Source organism: Burkholderiales bacterium (genome assembly GCA_013695435.1).
Taxonomy (GTDB): domain Bacteria; phylum Pseudomonadota; class Gammaproteobacteria; order Burkholderiales; family JACMKV01; genus JACMKV01.
This window is the reverse complement of sequence record JACDAM010000248.1, coordinates 1-14558: the sequence shown is the minus strand read 5'-3', so window position 1 is coordinate 14558 and position 14558 is coordinate 1. Positions and strand designations below refer to the sequence as shown.

Here is a 14558-nt window from a genome sequence, read left to right as displayed (position 1 = left end):
ATCATTTCTCGCGCACGCGTCACTGGAAGCCGGCGAGCATCAGGCCGGGGCGGGCGCCGATGCGCTGCAATTGATGACTGTGCATTCGGCGAAAGGTCTGGAATTCCATACCGTGTTCATCAGCGGTTTGGAGGAAGGGTTGTTTCCGCATGAGAATAGCGCGCTCGAACCGGCCGGCCTAGAGGAAGAGCGCCGCCTGATGTATGTGGCCTTGACGCGCGCACGGCGCAGGCTGTACCTGAGCTTCGCGCAGAGCCGCATGCTGCACGGGCAAACGCGCTACAGCTATGCCTCGCGTTTCCTGCGTGAAATCCCGGAACAGCTGATGCAGAAGCTGCTGGCGCCGGCGCTGTCTTTCAACCCTGGGCCGTTGCGCGGCGGGCGCGAAACCAGCGGCTCGTTTGCGTTGCCAAGGCAAGGTGAAATGCGCGCTGCTTTTCGCCAGCCCACGGCCGGATCGCAATGGAACATCGGCCAGAATGTCGTTCATCCGAAATTCGGCGCCGGCGTCATCGTCAATGCCGAAGGGCGCGGCAGCGATGCACGCGTGCAGGTCAGCTTTTATGACGCCGGCGTGAAATGGCTGGCGCTCGAATACGCGAAACTCAGCGCCGCCTGATGCGGCATAGCCGATAAGCTACGGCTGCAAGAATGCTGTCAGGGAGCTTTGCACCCTAACCTACGGTCGCTACGATCGCCGCAAAATCGCCTATCGCGTTCGCGCCAGCCTGTGACCTCGCTATTCCTGCTCAAGGCAACTCGCTGTCACCAATCAGCATCTGACCGCCCGGTTCGCTGACCGCGAACACATCCTTGTAGCTGGCGTAAATCGAACCGAAGATGGTCGGGATCAGAACCAAGAGACCGAGCCCGAATGGGATCGCGGCGATGACGCCGAGCACGAAAATGGCAAGGCCGTAGACCGTGAACGGCAGAATGTTTTTGAGGCAGGCCGCAAAGCTGAGCTTGACCGCGGCCAGCGCCGGCGCGTTGTCGAACACGACGAGCAGCGGCGCGAACCAGATCGCCATCATCAGCGGCACCGACAACGCCAGCGCGATCATCAGCGCGAGCATCATTTCCGACATCGCGTTGGGCATGGCCGCGATGTCGGCGCTGCCCATGCCGCCCATCATCGCCGTGATCGCACTGCCCCCGATCACGATCAGCACACCGTAAATGACGATTTGTCCGATCAGGTAGATGCCGCCTATCGTGATCAACTGGCTGGTATTGACGCGAAAGCCGGCGAACAGGTGGGCGATTTCGATTTCGTCGCCTTTTTCGAGGGCGCGGCAGGCCAGCATCAAGCCGGCGAGAAAAATCGGCGACAGCAGATAGAAAACCAGCGGACCGAGAACCGGGATCAGGCCGAGCCCGACCGCAATGGCGAACAGCGCGGCACTTAGCACGATCCAGATCAGCGGATTTTTGCGGAACAAGCCGAAACCTTCGATTATCCATTGCCAGCCGCGGCCGGGCGCCAAGACATGAGCTTCCATAAGGTCCTTTGCGAGTAAGTTGCGGTTGGCGCGCGAGTGCTAAACCGCGAATTCCGGCTTGGCGGCGAGGTGTCCGCGCAGGATGTTCCTGAAATGCGCAGGATCCTTCGCGTGCGTCAGTTCTCCGGGGCGCGGCAGGTAAAAATCGAAAAGCCTCGATACCCAGAAGCGCAACGCACCGGCGCGCAACATGACTGCCCAAGCGCGTTTTTCGTTTTCCGTAAACGGCCGTGTCGCGTGATAGGCATCGAGCAGCGCCGCCGTTTTTGCGGCATCGAGCGCGCCGCGCTCTGTGCACCAGTCGTTGACGGCGATCGCGACATCGTAGAGCAAGGCATCGCTGCACGCGAAATAAAAATCGATGACGCCGCCGATCGCGCCAACCGAAAAAAGCACGTTGTCGCGAAACAGATCGGCGTGGATCGCGCCGCGCGGCAGATCGTCGAAGCGATGTCCCGACTGGAAGTGAACTTCGGCCTCGAGCAGATCGATTTCCTCAGCCGGCAGGAATCGGCGCACCCGCGGCGCTGTCGCGTTCCACCAACGCGGTCCGCGTGGATTGGGCATCGATGCGCTGTAACTGCGGCCGGCGAGATGCATGGCCGCCAGCATTTCGCCGACCTCGGCGCAATCGGCAGCTTGCGGATGCTCGATCGGCTGGCCCGGCAGGCAACTGACGATGCTCGCCGGTTTGCCATTCAATACGCCGAGAAATTCATCGTCGATGTTGGCGACCGGCTTGGGCGAAGGAATGCCGTGCCGCGACAGGTGCGCCATCAAGTTCAGATAGAACGGGAGTTCAGCGCGCTGCAATTTCTCGAACAGGGTCAGCACGAATTTGCCGTGCGTGGTCGTGACAAAATAATTCGTGTTTTCGATCCCGGCGGCGATACCCTGCAAATCGAGCAGCGCGCCGAGCGAATAATTTTTCAGCCAGGCGGCGAGTTGTTCTGCACTGACGTTGGTGAAAACGGACATGGATAGATAGCAACCGGCGCTGCCGCTATGACATGGCCTGGCAATCAGAATTGATGGATGACCCACATCGGCGGACTGACGCCGCCGTCGAGCACATCGCTGCGGCTGAAATTGCCGTCGCCTGTGCGGTCGATCAGATAATACGGCACGCCGTGCGGCGGCGTCACTTTGACCAGATACAGTCTGCCGTTGTAGCGATATTCCTCTATGGTATTTTCGCCGCGCTCGATGATAGTGACCTGCGGCTCCAGATCGCCCTCAGACGGAGCGCCGGGCGGCGGCGGCAGCGCTTCGGGCAATGGTTCGAGTTCAGGTGGCGATGCGCTCGGCGGCTCGGGCGGCGGCTTGGCATTTTGCGCGAGTGCGGAAGCCGCGAAGTGCATCATCAGCAAGGCAAGGATCGCACTGCGCATAGGGTCTGGTCCTTGTTGGGAGGGCGCCAGTTTATCACGGCCGACTGTTCGGCCGTCCGCGTGGATGCCCGTCCGCGCTGCGATTCCTACAGATTCAATTGCAATTCCCGCTCTTCGGCGGACGGCTCGAAACCGCGGCTTTCGTAGTGGTCGAAAATGGCCTCGACGATGGCTTTCGGCTCGTCGATGACCTGAATCAGATGCATGTCTTCGGCGCTGATCATGTTCTCGTCGACCAGAGCGGTTTTGAACCAGTCGAGCATGCCCCGCCAGAACGGCTCGTGCACGAGGATGATCGGAATCCTGCGGCTTTTGCCGGTCTGGATCAGCGTCAACGCTTCGGTCAACTCATCGAGTGTGCCGAAGCCGCCCGGCATCACGACGTAGGCGGAGGCGAATTTCACGAACATGAATTTGCGCGCGAAGAAATGGCGAAAAGTCTGGCTGATGTCCTGATACGGATTGCCGTGCTGCTCGAACGGCAACTGGATATTCAGGCCGATGCTCGGCGATTTGCCGAAGTACGCGCCTTTGTTGGCGGCTTCCATCGCTCCCGGGCCGCCGCCGGAGATCACGGCAAAGCCCGCATCCGACAACTGGCGTGCGATCTGCTCGGTCAGCGCGTAATACGGATGCCCTTGCGGAATGCGCGCGCCGCCAAAGACGCTGACCGACGGGCGGATCGGAGACAGGCGTTCGGTCGCCTCGACGAATTCTGCCATAATCCCGAAAACGCGCCACGACTCGCGCTCCGACCACGATTCTTCGAGCAGTTCCGGGGCGACGGTTTGCGGCAATTTGTCCGTGGTTCTCACGATTCCATCCTTTTTGTAATGAGACATTTCGCGCGCTATCCGGCGCGGGCGGCGGCATGAAATCGCCGGCGGCGAAGACGCTGCTGCTGGTTGACGGTTCATCGTATCTTTATCGCGCCTATCACGCGCTGCCCGATTTGCGCACGAGGCAGGATGAACCGACCGGCGCAATCTACGGCGTGATCAACATGCTGCGCAAGTTGCGAACCGATGTGCCCGCCGATTATATCGCCTGCGTGTTCGACGCCAAAGGCAAGACCTTCCGCGACGATCTATATCCCGCATACAAAGCGACGCGCGCGCCGATGATGGACGATCTGGCGCGTCAGATCGAGCCCTTGAACGAATGCATACGAGCGCTCGGCTGGCCGCTTTTGACCATAGACGGCGTCGAAGCCGATGACGTGATCGGCACGCTCGCGTGCGAGGCCGAGCGAGTCGGCGTGCGAACGGTGATTTCGACCGGCGACAAGGATTTCGCGCAGCTTGTCAACGCGCATATCGGCGTCGTCAACACGATGAGCAACGAAACGCTCGACGAAGCATCCGTGCTCGCCAAGTTCGGTGTCGCGCCCACGCGCTTTCTCGATTACCTGGCCTTGATCGGCGATGCCATCGACAACGTTCCCGGCGTCGCCAAAGTCGGCCCCAAAACGGCGGCGAAATGGCTCGCGCAATACGGCTCGCTCGACGGCGTCATCGCGCACGCCGACGAAATTTCCGGACAGGTCGGCGACAATCTGCGCGCAGCGCGCGACTGGTTGCCGCGAGCCCGTGAGATTTTGACTATCAAGCGCAATGTCGCGCTGCCGCTGGGTCTGGCCAATCTCGTCGCCGCAGCGCCCGACACAACGCGGCTTGCGGCGCTGTACGAGCGATTCGAATTCAAAACGTGGCGGCGCGAACTGGAAAGTTCAGGGCTTAGGGTGCAGGAGCCAAGGGACTTAGCGCCCCCAGCAGGCGTACCGGAAATCGTGCAAAGCGTATCGGCGCCGCGAGAAAAGCATTACGAAACGATACTGACCGAAGCGCAGTTCGAACGCTGGTTCGACAACATCCGGCGCGCCGATCTCGTCACCTTCGACACCTCGGCCGGCTCGAACTCCCAGCCCGCGCGGCTCGTCGGCCTGTCGTTTGCGATCTCGGCCGGCGAGGCGGCCTATCTGCCGCTTGCGCACGATTATCCCGGCGCGCCGCAACAGCTCGACCGCGACCAGACGCTCGCGAAAATCAAGCCCTGGCTCGAAGACCCGGCGCGTCCCAAGCTCGGTCACAACCTGAAATACGACGCCCATGTGCTCGCCGACCACGGCATCACATTGCGCGGCGCCGCGCACGATACGCTGCTGCAATCGTATGTACTGGAAAGCCACCGCCCGCACGATCTCGACAATCTCGCGCATCGCCATCTGAACTGGAAGACGCTGACTTACGCCGAGGTCGTCGGCAAAGGCTTGTCGGCAATCGACTTCGGTCAGGTCGCCCTCGATCGCGCGACGGAGTACGCGGCCGAGGACGTCGACGTCGCGCTGCAACTGCACGCTATCCTGCATCCGCGTGTCGCCGCCGCCGGATTGCTCGCGGTCTATCGCGATATCGAGATGCGGCTGTTGCCGGTATTGTTTGCCATGGAACGCACTGGTGTGCTGATCGACGCCGCGCTGCTCGACGCACAGAGCGCCGAGCTCGGGGCAAAAATGCTCGCTGCCGAAAGCGAAGCGCACCGACTTGCCGAGCAGCCGTTCAATCTGAATTCGCCGAAGCAGATACAGGAAATCCTGTTCGACAAGCTGCGCATTCCGGTCATCAAGAAAACGCCGGGCGGGACGCCGTCGACCGACGAAGACGTGCTGCAGCAGCTCGCGCTCCACTATCCGCTGCCCAAGCTGCTGCTCGAATATCGCGGGCTGTCGAAACTCAAATCGACGTACACCGACAAGCTGCCGCGCATGGTGAATGCGGCAACCGGCCGCGTACATACGACTTACGGCCAGGCGGTCGCGGTCACCGGACGCCTGGCGAGCAACGATCCGAATCTGCAGAACATTCCGGTGCGCACCGCGGAAGGTCGCCGCATCCGCGAAGCCTTCATCGCGGCGCCCGGCGCGCATATCGTTTCCGCGGATTATTCGCAGATCGAGCTGCGCATCATGGCGCACATCTCGCAGGACCCGCGGCTGCTCGAGGCATTCGCCGCCGGCGAGGATATTCATCGCGCGACGGCTGCCGAAATTTTCGGCGTCGCCATCGATCAGGTCAGCAGCGAACAACGCCGTTATGTGAAGGCGATCAACTTCGGCCTGATCTACGGCATGTCTTCGTTCGGCCTTGCAGTCCAGCTCGGCATCGAACGCAGCGCCGCGCAGTTGTACATGGAACGTTATTTCGCGCGCTACACCGGCGTTGCCGATTACATGCGGCGCACGCGCGAATCGGCGCGTGAAAACGGCTACGTTGAAACCGTGTTCGGCCGCAAACTATGGCTGCCCGAAATCCGCGGCGGCAGCGGCCCGCGGCGGCAGGCCGCTGAGCGAGCGGCGATCAACGCGCCGATGCAGGGCACGGCCGCCGATCTGATCAAGCTGGCGATGATCGCTGTCCAAAATTGGCTGGTCGAAAGTCATTTGAACAGCAAGCTCATCATGCAGGTCCATGACGAACTGGTGCTCGAAGTGCGGACAGAAGAACTTGAAACGATACAACGCGAGCTTCCGGGATTGATGAGCAACGTCGCCAAACTCGACGTCCCGCTCGCCGTCGATCTCGGCGTAGGGCCGAATTGGGAGCAGGCGCATTGATCGTCCCGGCAGCCGCTGAAGTTGCGGCGGTGTGCATTGACTCCCCAATTTTAGCTTAGCCGACCCAATGCTACATTGATACCAGGCGGTAGCCGGCCATCTACTTGATGGATTGCCAATTGCGGTATTACCATAGTCGTACGAGTCTTGTTCGGCGAAACAACCATGCCTGCCACGACGATAAAACTACCTGTTGCATTGAAGGAGCGAGTGTCGGCCCTGATTAAAGGCAGCGGTCAGTCAATGCACGCTTACTTGCTGGAAGCGATCGAACAACAAACCGAGCTTGCCGAGCGGCGGAGGTCATTCCTCAACGAAGCCGTCGCCGCGCGAAAACAGATACTTCGCAGCGGCAAGGGCTACGCGGCGCACGAAGTTCATCTCTACATGGAATCGCTTGCGCAAGGAAAAAAGACAAGCCGTCCGAAAGCAAAGGCTTGGCGCAAGTAGTCTATTCGGAGCAGGGCATTCGCGGACTTCGAACGCATTTTCGAATTCCATTCAGCCAGCGATCCGGACATTGCCTCCGAAGTTGTTTCCACGATTCGCGAAGCGATAACAATTCTTGAAAGACACCCGCTGATCGGCCGTCTCGCCGGCGAAGAACTGCGCGAATTGCTCATCTCCCATCGCAAGACCGGGTTCATCGCGCTTTACAGCTATCTGGAAAGAGAAGACTCGATTCTCGTGCTCGCGCTCCGGCATCAACGCGAGGCCGGTTATCAAGTCGTCTGACCGGCTCGGCCATATCTTCGCGATTCTGCTCACGACGATTATTTACGGAGCGGGCCGCTGGGAAATAGTTCTGTCAAGGCAACGCTCAAATGCTGATCGGCGTTTAGCTGGAGATTGAGGACCGATCCGACGGTATGCACAATGGGTTCGGCGTAGACCCCCGCCTGTGGGTCCGGATGCAGATATTCCTCGGCGCTGCGGTCAGTCAAATTGATAATGACGTACTGCGGGATGCCGCCGCGCGCATAGAGCCGGAGTTTGGTCGTGCGGTCGCGTTGCAGCGAAGTGCCGGCGACCTCGATGACGCAGGACACATCACGTGCGAGCGGCTTACCCAGCGTGTTGATCGGCCGCAGCACGATCGCGGCATCGGGTTCGGGCTCGCCGTCTTCCGGGATGACGATGGGTTGTTGAGTTTGCATATGCACTGCACGATCGCCAAGGCGGCGGTCGAGCCGCGCCAACTGGTTGACTACGTATGCATGCTCTTCTCCGATTACCATCGCGTCGCCTCCAGGGTCCCCTCTGTCCTTGGGCACGAGCATGCCGTCTAGCAGCTCGACGCGCATGTCCTCGGCCAGGATGCCCTCATCGATCATGCGGTGATATTGCTCGACACTGAGCGGCATGAGCTGTAGCCGCCCTTCGGCCGCTTCACTGACCACGTTGCGGGCGCCGGACCGGATTTCCAGAAGTTGAGTCGTCATGGTTAGCTGTCCTCGAAGCTAATTTCTAATTCGAACCGGGATTTTTCTCTTATGATTCTACCAAGCCATGCGCCTGACGATCGGCGTGATAGCTCGAACGAACCAGTGGGCCGCAGGCGGCGTGGCTGAATCCCATCTCGCGCGCGCTCCGTTCGAATTCCTCGAAGACTAACGGTTCGACATAGCGCAGCACCGGCAGATGATGCGCGCTCGGTTGCAGGTATTGGCCTAACGTTAGCATGTCAACGTCATGCGTTCGCAGATCGCGCATGACTCGCAGGATTTCATCGTCGGTTTCTCCGAGCCCCAGCATCAAGCCCGATTTTGTCGGAATCGATGGATGCCCCGCCTTGAAGCCGGCGAGCAATTTCAGCGAATGGGCGTAGTCGGAACCCGGCCGCACCTGCTTGTACAGGCGCGGCACGCTTTCGAGATTGTGATTCATGACGTCGGGCGGACTGGCGCTCATAATGTCGAGCGCGCGATCGAGGCGGCCGCGAAAATCTGGCACGAGCGTTTCGATTTTCGTCTGCGGAGAATGCGCGCGGATTGCCTGTATGCAATCGGCAAAATGCGCAGCGCCGCCATCGCGCAAATCGTCGCGATCCACGCTCGTTATGACAACGTACTTGAGCTTGAGCGCGGCGATGGTTCTTGCGAGATTCAGCGGCTCGTTCGCATCAGGCGGCCGCGGCCGGCCGTGCGCGACATCGCAGAACGGACAGCGCCGCGTGCACAGATCGCCGAGGATCATGAAAGTCGCCGTGCCATTGCCGAAGCATTCACCGATGTTCGGGCAGGATGCTTCTTCGCACACGCTGTGCAATTCGTGTTCGCGCAATATGCGCTTGATCTCGTAGAAACGCGCGCTAGCTGGCGCTTTTACGCGTATCCAGTCGGGCTTTTTCAGCCGCTCGTGCGCGACGATCCTGATCGGGATGCGCGCGGTTTTCAGTTCGCCGGTTTGCCGTTCATTTACATCCATGTCAACTCAGTCCCATCTTTTTGGAATTTCGCGCGCCGCATGAATCAGGCGCAGGATTTTTTCGGCAAGCTGTCTGCCCAGCATTTCCGGGCCTGCGTTCATTCCCAGACTGCTGGTTTGCGTGACGGCATGGCCGGGATAGCCGCACGGATTGATCGCGCGGTACGGCGTGAGATCCATGTGGACGTTCAGCGCCGCGCCATGGTAGCAACAACCGCGCTTTACGCGCAGGCCCAGCGCGGCGATCTTGGCGCCGCCGACGTAGACGCCCGGCGCGCCAGCCTTGCGCCATGCCGAAATGCCGTGCCCATGCAATAGATCGATGATCGCGAGTTCCTCGGTTTTAACCAACTCGTTGACGCCAAGTTGCAGCCGGGCCAGATCGAGAAGCAGGTAAACGACGATTTGCCCGGGGCCGTGGTAAGCGATCTGGCCGCCGCGATCGGTGCGGACGAGCGGGATACCGGTGTTCGGATCGAGCAGATGCTCGTCCCGGCCGTTCAATCCCTGCGTATAAACCGGATGATGCTGAACCAGCCAGATTTCGTCGGGCGTCTGTGCGGTACGGGTCGCGGTAAAATCCTGCATCGCGCGCCAGACTGGCACATATTCGGCGAGGCCGTGGTTCGCGATAACGGTATTGGCTGCGGAAGGCACGAAGATCGGGGCCTTGCGCACGGGTTGCAGGACGCCCGGAGTCATTCCGCGGCTACAGCGCCATGACCACCATCGGGTGATCGCACAACTCGCGATAAAGCGCATCGACCTGCTCGCGCGAGGTGGCGTTGATGGTGTAGGTCAGGCTCAGATAATTGCCCTTTTTGCTGCTGCGCATTTCGACCGTCGCCGGATCGAAATCCGGCGCGTGGCGCAGCACGATCGCGAGCATGTTCTGGGCGAAACCCTCTTGCGTGGTTCCCATGATCTTGATCGGAAATTGGCATGGATATTCGATTAGTGACGGCTGCATCGGCATCGCGGTTCAGGTTATGCTTTCGTCGCGGCATGGGAATGTCGCATCACCGTCATCTTGTAATCCTGATAAAGCTTATACATGCGTTTGAACAGCGCGCCGGGCTTGCCATTCCCAACCGGCTTGCCGTCGAGCGCCGTGATCGCAAGGACTTCCCTGGTCGAAGACAGCAGCCAAAGCTCTTGCGCACCGCGCATTTCACGCTCGGGAATTTCGCGTATTTCGTGCCGGATTCCATTCGCGGCGGCAAGCTCCAGCACAACGTCATAAGTGATGCCCGGCAGCATCAGATGATTTTTCGGCGGCGCCAGCACGGTATCGTCGTGAACGGCGAAAACGCTGCTTGCCGAACCTTCGATCAGATTGCCATCGCGCAGCAGCAGCGTTTCGGCGGTTCCGGCATCAACAGCCAACTGCCGCAGCAGCACGTTCGGCAACAGCGAAGTCGCCTTGATATCGCAACGCAGCCAGCGATTATCCTGCGCCGTAATCGCCGCTATGCCGGACTCCAGCAAGGAATGCGGCGCCGGCATGAGCGGACTGCTCATCATGAAAATCGTCGGCGCTACGCCCACCGGAAAAGCATGATCGCGCTTCGCCACGCCGCGCGTGATGTGCAGATAAATGTATTGATCCTCGCAATTCTGCCGGGCAATCAATTGTTCGAGCAGACTGCGCCATTCGGCATGCGAGTGCGGATTGCGCAGACGGATCGCGGCCAGGCTGTTGTCGAGGCGCCGCAGATGCTCATCGAGACGAAACGGCTGCCGCGAATAAACCGGCACGACTTCATAAATGCCATCGCCGAAAATGAAACCGCGATCGAGCACCGGTATTCGTGCATCGACAAGCGGCATGAATTCGCCGTTCAGGTAGACCGCGTCGTCCAAAGCCGGATTCACTTGAAATAGAGCTGGAGGCCGTCCCATGTGCGTTTGAAAAAATTCGCGACCGGCACATCTATGAGCGCGTAGACCGGATATGCGCCGACCGGCTTCCCGGCGAGGGTGACGTTGACGGTACCGAGCTGTTGGCCGGCGGCGATCGGCGCCAGCAGTGGCTGGCTGCTTTCCAGAGTCGCCTGCAAATGTTCGGCGTGGCCTTTCGGCAGCGTCAAAAACAGATCCTGCGTAAAGCCGGCCTCGATCTTTTCCTGTGCGCCTTTCCAGACCGGCATGGTCGCGACCGGCTGATTCTTTTCATACAGGCGCACCGTGTCGAAAAACTGGAAACCGTAATTGAGCAGCTTCTGGCTTTCGGCTGCGCGAACCGCTTCGGAACTGGTTCCGAGCACCACGGAAATCAGCCGCCGCTCGTTGCGCCTGGCGGACGTGACCAGGCAATAGCCGGCCGCTTCGGTATGTCCAGTCTTCAGCCCATCGACAAACGGATCAGTCCACAGCAACCGGTTACGATTGGCCTGCGTGATGTTGTTGTACCTGTATTCCTTGACCGAATACAGCGGGTAGAATTCCGGGAAATCGCGGATCACGGCGGCAGCCAGCAAGCTCAGATCGTGGGCGGTTGTATAGTGCTGCGGGTCGGGCAGGCCCGATGAGTTCGTGAAGTGCGAGTTTTTCATACCCAGCCGCTGCGCTGCGCGATTCATCGATTCGGCGAACGCCTCTTCGCTGCCGGCGATCGCCTCGGCCAGCGCGATGCACGCGTCGTTGCCGGACTGAATGATCATGCCGCGCAGCAATTCCTCGACCGTGACCGGCTTGTCGGGCTGAATGAACATGCGCGAGCCGGGCGCGCGCCAGGCTCGCTTCGATACCGGAACCACCTGCGTCAGCGACAGTCTTTTCTCATTGACTGCACCGAACGCCAGATAGGCCGTCAACAGCTTGGTCAGTGATGCAGGCTCGATGCGCTCGTGTGGATTGGCGCTGGTCATCACAGACTGCGTCGCGAAATCCGTCAGGATAAACGCTCTGGCGGCGACCGCAGGGGCTTGCGGGACAGGTGGGAGCTGTTGCGCGAACAGCAGGGACGGCAACAGCAGAAATAGCGGAAAGAATCTCATCGGGGAGTGTGCAAAAGCCCTGATTATAAGCTCAGCCCGTGTCGATGGGAACGCTGGCCGGGCTTGAACCACCGCCCCTGATTACGTGAAATCAAGACAAGGAATCGACATGCATTCGAGGACAAATCGCAGCCTTGGACTGACCCTGTCTGCGCTGCTCGCGTTGTTTACCAGTTCCGCCATGGTCGCGGGGGTTGAACCCGTTACCGTGACCGATGCGTGGGTCAGGGCAACCGTGCCCGGGCAGACGGTGACCGGCGCTTTCCTCGAAATATCGAGCCCGGTGCGGGCAAGAATCGTCGGTGTGGAAAGCGGGATAGCGGAAAGCGCCGAAATCCATTTGTCCGGGATGGATAATGGCGTGATGACAATGCGTGGCGTCGAAAAAGTCGATGTGCCAGCTAACCAGGCGTTGCGCTTTGCGCCCGGCGGTTATCACATCATGCTGATCGATCTGAAAAAACCGCTCTCGCGCGGCGACAAAGTGCCGTTGACGATCCAGCTCGAACGAGCAGACAAGACGCGGATAGAGGTGAGTTTCGAGGCGACCGTGCGGGCCATCGGCGACGCGCCGCCGCACAGGAAATAGCGGACGCCCGAGCCCGCTTTATATCCAGACGCCGAGCAACGCCTGCTGCTCGCGCAGGTTCTGCATGATCTCGACGCCGCCGGCTCGTACGACAGCCGGATCAGGATGCTGCAATTCCGCGCTTATCTTTTCCAGAATGGCTTTTCCCGTCTGGCGCTTGGCTTGCTCACCCTGCGGCTCATCCTGGATCAAGGCAATCAGGCGCGCCGCTACCGGGTTCAGGGCGATGAATCGGACTTTGTCGTCGAGGTTGCGAAATGCCAGCAGCCACGTCGTTTCCTGCTGCTCCGGCGTCGGCTGGTAGCCTTCGCCGATACGGTGAACGGCGTACGGATAATGCAGCAGAAGCGAAACCGGATTCAGCGCCGGCGCGCCGAGCAATAAATCGCCTTCCGCGTCGATCCGGGTCATGTCCACGACCAACGGCGACACATCGAGCCAGAGTTCGACCCATTCATAATGCGCGAGATAGGGCAGGAAAGCGGGGAAAAGCGGCGGCTGGTCGGGATGATCGCCGCGCGATTCGATGAACCGCACGAATTCCTCGGGAATCTGGCGAAACAACGGCGCCCCACTTCGGTGATTGGCGAAGAAATCGCGCGCCAGCGCGTTCCACTCCGATTCGCCCAGAATTTTTCGGCAAACCGGAAAACATCTGAGCAAGAAACTCTCGACGTTGTTGTAGAGCAGATCGTTGTAAATCGCCATGCGGCGCGGCTCGACACCGGCCGGCCGCGGATTCTGCGCCGGGTTGCGAATGTGCCGGGTAAACGCGAACTGGTACTGCTGAAACCCGGGCAGCCCGTCAGGCGGTTTGCGCATTTCTGACGATGCTTGCCAGGGCTTGCGCCTGCATTCCGGCGATGCGTTCGACTTCCCGCGTCAAATCGGCAAGCGGCGGAATATTGAAGTCGCGCTCGAGCAAAGTCGGGTGCACGCCAAAGTGCCGGTACGTGAACTCGAGCAGTTGCCAGACGCGCTCGATCACGTCGGCGGCGTGGGTATCGACGATCAGATCTTCGGCCTCGTTATAATGCCCGGCGATGTGCAGATAGGCGACGCGCTCGCGCGGCAATCCGCGCAAAAATTCGACCGCATCGTAGCGATGGTTGACGCTGTTCACGTAGACGTTGTTGACGTCAAGGTGCAGCCAGCAATCGGCTTCCGCGACCACGGCGTTGATGAATTCAAGCTCCGACAATTCGTTGATTGCAGGCGCGACGTAAAACGAGGCGTTCTCGATCGCAATCTTCTGTTCGAGAATCTCCTGGGTGCGGCGGATGCGCTCGGCGACATAGCGGACCGCCTCCGCCGTAAACGGAATCGGCAACAGATCGTACAAGTGGCCGTCGTCGCTGCAGTAGCTTAGATGTTCGCTGTACAGCGCAATCCTGTGTTCGCGCAGGAATTTCTTGACGCGCGTCAAAAATATTTCGTCGAGCGGCTCGGGCCCGCCGAGCGATAACGACAAGCCATGGCTGGTGAACGGGTAGCGCTCGGTGAAGTAGCGAAAATCCCTGGCGCTGGCGCCGCCGATTTCGAGCCAGTTTTCCGGCGCGACTTCAAAAAAATCGATGACATCGGGCTTGTGCGCCTTGAGTTCGGGGATGAGTTCACGGCGCAGGCCGAGGCCCGCACCGTGAATACCCGACAGCGCTGGCGGGCCGGGCAACGTGACCGGCTCGGGCGACGTGAGAATCGCCTCGACCGGCGCTGCCTCGCTGTTACTGCTTTTTATTGCTGGCTTCAGCCGCATTGCCGTCAGCTTTTTTGTCGCTGGCATCGGTCGGGCCGTGCGAAGTGGCGCCGCACTTTCCTTCGCCGCACTTGCCGTCAGCTTTTTTGTCGCCAGCGCTTGCGCCTTCGGTCTTGCTACCGCCGCACTTTCCTTCGCCGCACTTGCCATCGGCTTTTTTCTCGGCGTCCGCAACCTGATAACCGCTGCCTAACGATTCCAGTGCGAACGGGTTGCCGGCCGCGCTGGCGATAGGCATGGCGGCCAGTGTAGCCAATGCGCTGCCAAACGCGAGTGTTACT

At 60.2% G+C, this 14558-nt stretch carries 17 protein-coding genes and 1 pseudogene; 5 read left to right on the top strand and 13 right to left on the bottom strand.

The window, feature by feature from the left end:
• Positions 1–619: ATP-binding domain-containing protein (locus tag H0V78_12280; GenBank protein ID MBA2352517.1), on the top strand; the 619-nt coding region annotated here is incomplete at its 5' end.
• 130 nt (positions 620–749) lie between these two features.
• Here the strand turns inward: H0V78_12280 and H0V78_12275 are convergent.
• From H0V78_12275 to H0V78_12260, 4 genes are all read right to left on the bottom strand, one after another.
• Positions 750–1502, bottom strand: coding sequence for a hypothetical protein (locus tag H0V78_12275; protein MBA2352516.1), 753 nt, complete (start codon positions 1500–1502; stop codon positions 750–752).
• A gap of 39 nt (positions 1503–1541) precedes the next feature.
• Complete coding sequence (locus H0V78_12270) at positions 1542–2480, bottom strand: homoserine kinase (GenBank protein MBA2352515.1); 939 nt, start codon at positions 2478–2480, stop codon at positions 1542–1544.
• Positions 2481–2524: 44 nt separating this feature from the next.
• Positions 2525–2893 carry a DUF2782 domain-containing protein gene (locus H0V78_12265; protein ID MBA2352514.1) on the bottom strand — a complete coding sequence of 123 codons (369 nt, stop codon included), beginning with the start codon at positions 2891–2893 and terminating at the stop codon, positions 2525–2527.
• An 86-nt stretch (positions 2894–2979) separates the two neighbouring features.
• Positions 2980–3708 carry a TIGR00730 family Rossman fold protein gene (locus H0V78_12260; protein MBA2352513.1) on the bottom strand — a complete coding sequence of 243 codons (729 nt, stop codon included), beginning with the start codon at positions 3706–3708 and terminating at the stop codon, positions 2980–2982.
• A gap of 56 nt (positions 3709–3764) precedes the next feature.
• Between H0V78_12260 and polA the strand changes: the two genes are divergently transcribed.
• The 3 genes from polA (at position 3765) to H0V78_12245 (ending at position 7241) form a co-directional block, all read left to right on the top strand.
• A complete protein-coding gene (gene polA / locus H0V78_12255; protein MBA2352512.1) occupies positions 3765–6506 on the top strand; it encodes a DNA polymerase I in 2742 nt (913 codons plus the stop codon).
• Positions 6507–6653: 147 nt separating this feature from the next.
• The gene (locus H0V78_12250; protein MBA2352511.1) at positions 6654–6956 is read left to right on the top strand and encodes a ribbon-helix-helix protein, CopG family; all 303 of its coding nucleotides are present in this window, start codon (positions 6654–6656) and stop codon (positions 6954–6956) included.
• A gap of 3 nt (positions 6957–6959) precedes the next feature.
• Positions 6960–7241, top strand: a complete 282-nt coding sequence (locus H0V78_12245) for a type II toxin-antitoxin system RelE/ParE family toxin (protein ID MBA2352510.1) — start codon at positions 6960–6962, stop codon at positions 7239–7241.
• 38 nt (positions 7242–7279) lie between these two features.
• Here H0V78_12245 and H0V78_12240 read toward each other — a convergent pair whose 3' ends face one another.
• From H0V78_12240 to H0V78_12215, 6 genes are read right to left on the bottom strand one after another with little or no spacing between them, the layout of a single operon-like run.
• Entirely contained in the window at positions 7280–7948 is a 669-nt protein-coding gene (locus tag H0V78_12240) for a Uma2 family endonuclease (GenBank protein MBA2352509.1), read from the bottom strand.
• Between the two features lie 49 nt (positions 7949–7997).
• Complete coding sequence (gene lipA / locus H0V78_12235) at positions 7998–8933, bottom strand: lipoyl synthase (GenBank protein MBA2352508.1); 936 nt, start codon at positions 8931–8933, stop codon at positions 7998–8000.
• Positions 8934–8939: 6 nt separating this feature from the next.
• Complete coding sequence (gene lipB / locus H0V78_12230) at positions 8940–9635, bottom strand: lipoyl(octanoyl) transferase LipB (protein MBA2352507.1); 696 nt, start codon at positions 9633–9635, stop codon at positions 8940–8942.
• Between the two features lie 7 nt (positions 9636–9642).
• A complete protein-coding gene (locus H0V78_12225; GenBank protein MBA2352506.1) occupies positions 9643–9909 on the bottom strand; it encodes a DUF493 domain-containing protein in 267 nt (88 codons plus the stop codon).
• Between the two features lie 11 nt (positions 9910–9920).
• The gene (locus H0V78_12220; GenBank protein MBA2352505.1) at positions 9921–10835 is read right to left on the bottom strand and encodes a D-amino acid aminotransferase; all 915 of its coding nucleotides are present in this window, start codon (positions 10833–10835) and stop codon (positions 9921–9923) included.
• On the bottom strand, positions 10805–11932 hold the full coding sequence (locus tag H0V78_12215; protein MBA2352504.1) for a D-alanyl-D-alanine carboxypeptidase: 1128 nt from the start codon (positions 11930–11932) through the stop codon (positions 10805–10807). The genes H0V78_12220 and H0V78_12215 overlap by 31 nt, the downstream gene beginning before the upstream one ends.
• A gap of 181 nt (positions 11933–12113) precedes the next feature.
• On the opposite strand from H0V78_12215, the gene H0V78_12210 reads away from it, so the two are divergent.
• Complete coding sequence (locus H0V78_12210; protein ID MBA2352503.1) at positions 12114–12521, top strand: copper chaperone PCu(A)C; 408 nt, start codon at positions 12114–12116, stop codon at positions 12519–12521.
• 18 nt (positions 12522–12539) lie between these two features.
• On the opposite strand, the gene H0V78_12205 is transcribed toward H0V78_12210, so the two are convergent.
• From H0V78_12205 to H0V78_12195, 3 genes and pseudogenes are all read right to left on the bottom strand, one after another.
• Entirely contained in the window at positions 12540–13343 is an 804-nt protein-coding gene (locus H0V78_12205) for a putative DNA-binding domain-containing protein (protein MBA2352502.1), read from the bottom strand.
• Entirely contained in the window at positions 13327–14277 is a 951-nt protein-coding gene (locus H0V78_12200) for a DUF692 domain-containing protein (GenBank protein ID MBA2352501.1), read from the bottom strand. The genes H0V78_12205 and H0V78_12200 overlap by 17 nt, the downstream gene beginning before the upstream one ends.
• A 49-nt stretch (positions 14278–14326) precedes the next feature.
• Positions 14327–14558 (bottom strand): annotated as a pseudogene (locus H0V78_12195) (hypothetical protein).

Excerpts from the sequence above, each read along its gene's own strand:
- lipA (MBA2352508.1), bottom strand. The coding sequence starts at position 8,933 with ATGGATGTAAATGAACGGCAAACCGGCGAACTGAAAACCGCGCGCATC.
- H0V78_12265 (MBA2352514.1), bottom strand. The coding sequence starts at position 2,893 with ATGCGCAGTGCGATCCTTGCCTTGCTGATGATGCACTTCGCGGCTTCC.
- H0V78_12225 (MBA2352506.1), bottom strand. The coding sequence starts at position 9,909 with ATGCCGATGCAGCCGTCACTAATCGAATATCCATGCCAATTTCCGATC.
- H0V78_12270 (MBA2352515.1), bottom strand. The coding sequence starts at position 2,480 with ATGTCCGTTTTCACCAACGTCAGTGCAGAACAACTCGCCGCCTGGCTG.
- H0V78_12215 (MBA2352504.1), bottom strand. The coding sequence starts at position 11,932 with ATGAGATTCTTTCCGCTATTTCTGCTGTTGCCGTCCCTGCTGTTCGCG.
- H0V78_12220 (MBA2352505.1), bottom strand. The coding sequence starts at position 10,835 with ATGGGACGGCCTCCAGCTCTATTTCAAGTGAATCCGGCTTTGGACGAC.
- H0V78_12210 (MBA2352503.1), top strand. The coding sequence starts at position 12,114 with ATGGTCGCGGGGGTTGAACCCGTTACCGTGACCGATGCGTGGGTCAGG.
- H0V78_12205 (MBA2352502.1), bottom strand. The coding sequence starts at position 13,343 with ATGCGCAAACCGCCTGACGGGCTGCCCGGGTTTCAGCAGTACCAGTTC.
- polA (MBA2352512.1), top strand. The coding sequence starts at position 3,765 with ATGAAATCGCCGGCGGCGAAGACGCTGCTGCTGGTTGACGGTTCATCG.
- lipB (MBA2352507.1), bottom strand. The coding sequence starts at position 9,635 with ATGACTCCGGGCGTCCTGCAACCCGTGCGCAAGGCCCCGATCTTCGTG.
- H0V78_12200 (MBA2352501.1), bottom strand. The coding sequence starts at position 14,277 with ATGCGGCTGAAGCCAGCAATAAAAAGCAGTAACAGCGAGGCAGCGCCG.
- H0V78_12240 (MBA2352509.1), bottom strand. The coding sequence starts at position 7,948 with ATGACGACTCAACTTCTGGAAATCCGGTCCGGCGCCCGCAACGTGGTC.
- H0V78_12275 (MBA2352516.1), bottom strand. The coding sequence starts at position 1,502 with ATGGAAGCTCATGTCTTGGCGCCCGGCCGCGGCTGGCAATGGATAATC.